Raw genomic sequence first — 4,659 nt, 5'->3', positions numbered from 1 at the left:
GCTGGCCACCGGCCGCCACGGGCGGGGCCTGCTGCTGGTCCGCGACGGCGCGCTGCACGTCGGCGTCCGCCCGATCCCGCTGCGCGGCGACCCGCCGGCGCTGACCCACCCGACCGGGCTGCTGTCGGTCGAGGCGCTGCCTGCCCTGGTGCTCGACGCCGGCGCGGACGGCGGCACCGAGCCCGCCCGCCGCGACCAGTGGCTGGTCCGGCTGCGCGGCCGCCCCGACATCCGGCCCGGCGACGTGGTCACCTTCGACCCGCCGCCCGGGTGAGGGCACGGTGCAGCCCAACCTGGCCTCCGCGCTGCTGGGCGCCTTCGCGGCGCCGCTGACCGGCCTGCTCGGAGAGGGCACCGGCGCTCGCGGGTACGTGACCGGGATCACCCACACGCTCAGCCGCTCGGCCGGCTTCCTCACCGAGCTCACCTTGGTCGGCCTGGCCGCCGGCGAGGACGGCTGGGACCGGCGTACTACCCCGGCCACGGCCGGCGCGGTGACCGGCGACGGCGCCCCGCCCACCGACCATCCCGACCCGGTCGTCGCGCTGCGCGCACAGCTGGAGGACGGCATCCAGCGCCGGCTGGCCACCCTGGAGGTCGCCGAGGTGGGTGAGGTCCGGGCGCACCGCCCGGCCGCGCAGGGGGGATGCCGCCGCGCAGCGGGTCACCCTGTGGCAGGGCACCACGCCGGCGTCCGACGGCGCCGGGCACGGTGCCGTCCGGCTGCCGGTCGACCGGGCAACTCCGCTGGAGAAGACGAACGTGCCGTACGCGACGCCGTTCGCCTGGGGCCGCTACGGGCTGGTGGTGCCGCGCTACCCCGGCACCCGGGTGGTATCGGTGCATCGGCACGGGCAGCCGGACGACCCGGTCGACGTCGGCGCGGTGTGGCCGGACGGTGCGGGGCCCGACGCCCAGGCCGGCGACTGGTGGCTGTCGCTGCCAGCGGAGGTCCCGCCGGGGGAACGTGCCTCGCTGCCCGCGGCGGCCACCCCGGTCCCACCGTCCGGCAAGGCCACCAACGACCTGGTGGACGCCGACGGCCACCGGGTGATCGAGGTCGGCAACCTGCGGCTGCGGATCGGCCCCGATGGCCTGGCCCCGGCCGGCACCAGGCCGACGCCCGCGCCGGACAAGGTCGTGCTGTCGGTGGAGCACTCCGACGGGACCACCCTGCTCGAGTTCACCGACTCCGGTGACGTCCGGCTAGTCGCGAAGGGCACGCTGACCCTCGCCGCGGCCAGCGTGGTCATCAAGGCCACCCAGCAGGACGTCGAGATGTCCGGCAAGAACGTCAAGGTCAGCGTCGACGAGCAGATGAAGGTGGAATGAGGATGCCGGCAGTGATCACGATCGGGGCCACGGTGGCCTGCTCGCTGCAGGGCCAGGTGGTCGTCGCCAACTCCGGTCCGGTGAAGCTCCTGGTGGGCGGCGAACCGGTGGCGCTGCAGTCCGGGGTGTCGAGCTGGACCGTGCAGCCGGGCTCCTGCACGGCCACCAACCCGGCCGGCGGCAGTCCCTCGCCCTGCACCTCGGTTGCCGCGCCGGCCGCGGGGGTGGCGACCAAGCTCGTGGTCGGCGGCGTTCCCGTGCTGCTGGAGACGCTGTCGGCGCCCAGCGTCGGGTCGGCGGTGTCGCCGCCCGCGCATGCGGTCAGCGTGCAGCGCACCTCCACCACCACGCTGCAGGCGGTCTGAATGGCAGCACGGGACCCCCGGGCCCAGGACGGCCCCGAGGCATCCGCCCTGCGGCGGCGGGTGCTCGGCTGGGGCCTGGCCAGCGAGCCGACCCAGCCGGGCCTGGAGCTCGGGCGCGACCTGGTGCTGCGGCCGGCGCCGGGCCGGGGTCGAGACCTCGGCGTCGTCGAGGGCTTACCGAACCTGGTGCAGGCGTTGGAGATCGCGCTGACCACCGGGCTGGGCGACGACGTCTTCAACACCGGGTTCGGCTTCGACGGCCTGCGGATGCTGGCCGGCGACGTCGACCCGCTGCTGGTCCGGGAGGGGGTCCGGGTGGCTGTGGTGGACACCCTGCGACGCGATCCGCGGGTCCGCCGGATCATCGACGTGACCCTGGTGGACGAGCGCGGCGAGCCAGGTCAACCGGGCGACGTGGGCTCGCGGCGCACCGCCTCGGTGCGCGCCACGTTCGAGGCGGCCAGCGGCGACCCCCTGGCACTGTCCGTCGACGGGGTGGTGCCGGGTGTCTAACCCGACGCCGCCGGACCTGCCGCCGGACCTGCCGCCCGTCGATGTCGTCGCCGTGGACGCCGCGGTGCTGCGGGCCACCGGCAGCGACGACGTCGGGGTGACGGCCGGCGGGTTCGTGCCCAAGCCGTTCACCCGGATCCTGGCCGAGAAGTTGGCCCTGGCCCGCGGCATCCTCGGCGAGGACATCGACCTCACCTCGGCGTCCGTGCTGCGCAAGATCCTGGAGATCTCCGCCCTGGAGGATGCCCGCACCTGGGCGGCGCTGGGCGCCATGTTCGACAACAACAGCTTCATCGCCACCGCCACCGGCGAGGCGCTGTCCCTGCTGGGGGCGGAGGTCGGGCTGGCGCGGCCGTTCGGCGAGGCCCGCGGGCGGGTCACCCTGCAGCTGAACGGGACGCTCCCGGCCGACGTCGCCGAGGTGCGCATCCCGGCCGGGGCCCGGATGCTCACCCCCGGCGGGCACGACGCCGCCACCGCCGAGCAGGTGGTGCTGACCAGCGCCCAGCGGGTCGCCGAGGTGGCGGTAAGCGCCTTCCAGCCGGGGCCGGAGGGCAACCTGGACCCGCTGGTGTCCACCGTGACCGGCACCTTCCCGCAGCGGCTGGAGCGATGGAACCTGCTCGACCCCGCGCTGGCCGGCTACGCCGCCCTGGTGGCGCGCACCGACGGGCAGGTGACGGTCGGGATCACGCACAGTGCGCCGCTGACCGGAGGCACCCTGCGCTGGCCGGACGACCGCTACCGGGCGCTGCTGCTGCGGGCGCCGCGCTCGGTCTGGAGTGCGGACGCCGTGCAGGTCGCGGTGTCCCTGGTGCCCGGTGTCCGGCAGGTGCAGGTGCGCGACGGCCTGGGCGGCCTGGACCTGAACCAGTCGGTGTTCGGCACGCTGAGCTTCCTGGACGGGGTGTTCTCCACCGAGCGGGACATCACCAACCCCTTCTACCTGACCGTGCTGGTGGCCGAGACCCCGGTGGCGATCTGGGCCGGCCCGGGCGGGGTGCGGGAGGCCGTGCTGGCGGCGATCGAGGACGTCCGCCCGATGGGGATCTTCCCGTCGGTGGAGCGCGGCGACGCGGTGTCGGTGTCGCTGTCCGCGGACATCCTGGTGCGCGACGTGCCGTTGCCCAGTGGTGGCACCCAGGTGGTCAACGCCTCCCCGGCCGCCCAGGAGCTCAAGCGCCGGCTGTCGGAGCAGGTGCGCGGGTACGTCATGGGGCTGTCCTTCGGCGAGCCGGTGCGGGCGGCCGAGGTGAGCTACGCGCTGATGAGCGTTCCCGGCGTGCAGGACGTGCGCGACCTGGCCCTGCTGCGTTGGCCCGGGGGCCTGGACGACGCCGGGGTCCCGGGGGGCGGGGGCACGGTCCGGCTGGGCCCCGGCGAGAACGTCGTGGTGGGGCCGACCAGCATCCCGACCTACGTGGAACAGCTCGACGAGCTGCGGATCGCGACCCGATGACCCCGCACGACCCGATGACGGTCGCGGACCCGGACGGCCCGCGGTCGGCGTCCTTCGTCAACCTCGCCGACCACCTCACGGGGGTGCTGTCGGCCGGTGCCGCGCACGAGTCCTTCCCGCTGGACGACACCGGCACCGTCCGGCTGACCTGGGACCGCGAGCCGCTGGTGCTGCTCACCCTGGAGCGTGACCTGGAGCTCGACGAGCTGGCCGTCGAGGTCGGCCTGCCCGGGCCGGAGTCGGACGGCTCGGGCAGGCCGCAGGTCACGATCCCGGTCCGGTACGCGCCGTTCAGCGAGCGGGGGGCGATGCTGCCGGTGTGGCCGTTCGTCTTCGCACCGGCGTTCGACCTGTTGGCGCTGCAGGTCAAGGCGCGGTGGGTAACCGCCGGCGGGCCGGCCACCCCGGTTGCGCCGCGCGAGCTGCTCGCCCTGCTGTCGGTCACCCTGGTGCAGGGCACGATGGGCCGGCTGCTGTACCTGATCGGTGCCGAGAAGGTCCGGCTGCGGTGCGCGGCACGGGAGGTCAGCGCGTCCCGGGCGGTGGCCAACGCCCGCCGCGCGGCCCTGGACCGGCACGGCGCCGACCTCGGGGCGGCGCGGTTCGGTGACCGGTTGCTCGGCCGGAGCGGGCTGCCGCCGCAGGTGTTCACCGGTCCCCGGACCGAGCCAACCGGGTTGGAGAACGACGAGGACTACCGCCGCCGGCTGCTGGCGCTGCGCGCCTTCTCGATGCCGACGCCGGCCGGCGTCGCCGAGGCCGTCAACGGCAGCGGCGGCCCGCAGGACAGACCGCGCGGATGGCTGGGCGAGCTCGGCGCGATCCGCCGGGTGCGGATCGTCGAGCAGGTGCGGCCGTACTCGGTCGGGCTGCTGCTGATGTCGGCGTCGCCTGCCGGCGAGGCGGCCGCGCGCGCCGCCCGGCTGGCGTTCCTGGCCCAGGTGCGGCGGGAACGGCTGGTGCTGCCGGCGTCGACCCCGGCCACCGACG

7 protein-coding genes are annotated in these 4,659 nt (G+C 75.4%); 6 read left to right on the top strand and 1 reads right to left on the bottom strand.

What is annotated here, in order from left to right:
- The coding region (locus AC08OT_RS19320) for a hypothetical protein (protein WP_476603152.1) at positions 1-274 on the top strand (274 nt) is incomplete at its 5' end.
- On the opposite strand, the gene AC08OT_RS19315 is transcribed toward AC08OT_RS19320, so the two are convergent.
- A complete protein-coding gene (locus tag AC08OT_RS19315) occupies positions 249-626 on the bottom strand; it encodes a hypothetical protein (protein ID WP_476593241.1) in 378 nt (125 codons plus the stop codon). The two genes, AC08OT_RS19320 and AC08OT_RS19315, sit on opposite strands and share 26 nt — an antisense overlap.
- Between AC08OT_RS19315 and AC08OT_RS19310 the strand changes: the two genes are divergently transcribed.
- The 5 genes from AC08OT_RS19310 to AC08OT_RS19290 form a co-directional block, all read left to right on the top strand.
- Positions 610-1,332, top strand: coding sequence for a hypothetical protein (locus tag AC08OT_RS19310; protein ID WP_476593240.1), 723 nt, complete (start codon positions 610-612; stop codon positions 1,330-1,332). The genes AC08OT_RS19315 and AC08OT_RS19310 overlap by 17 nt on opposite strands.
- A 2-nt stretch (positions 1,333-1,334) precedes the next feature.
- Positions 1,335-1,697 (top strand): hypothetical protein, encoded by a 363-nt coding sequence (locus tag AC08OT_RS19305; RefSeq protein ID WP_476593239.1) that lies wholly within the window; start codon positions 1,335-1,337, stop codon positions 1,695-1,697.
- Positions 1,698-2,210, top strand: a complete 513-nt coding sequence (locus AC08OT_RS19300) for a hypothetical protein (protein WP_476593238.1) — start codon at positions 1,698-1,700, stop codon at positions 2,208-2,210. It abuts the gene before it with no gap.
- The gene (locus tag AC08OT_RS19295; RefSeq protein WP_476603151.1) at positions 2,203-3,669 is read left to right on the top strand and encodes a hypothetical protein; all 1,467 of its coding nucleotides are present in this window, start codon (positions 2,203-2,205) and stop codon (positions 3,667-3,669) included. Before AC08OT_RS19300 ends, AC08OT_RS19295 begins: the two co-directional genes overlap by 8 nt.
- Positions 3,666-4,659, top strand: a 994-nt coding sequence (locus AC08OT_RS19290; protein ID WP_476603150.1) for a hypothetical protein, incomplete at its 3' end; no start/stop codon positions are given. The genes AC08OT_RS19295 and AC08OT_RS19290, both read left to right, overlap by 4 nt.

Source organism: Frankia sp. CgJB1, from assembly GCF_977947065.1.
This window is presented reverse-complemented; position numbering and strand designations above follow the sequence as displayed.

Bases quoted from the DNA above. Each gene is read 5' to 3' on its own strand.
- AC08OT_RS19305 (WP_476593239.1), top strand. From the start codon at position 1,335: ATGCCGGCAGTGATCACGATCGGGGCCACGGTGGCCTGCTCGCTGCAG.
- AC08OT_RS19300 (WP_476593238.1), top strand. From the start codon at position 1,698: ATGGCAGCACGGGACCCCCGGGCCCAGGACGGCCCCGAGGCATCCGCC.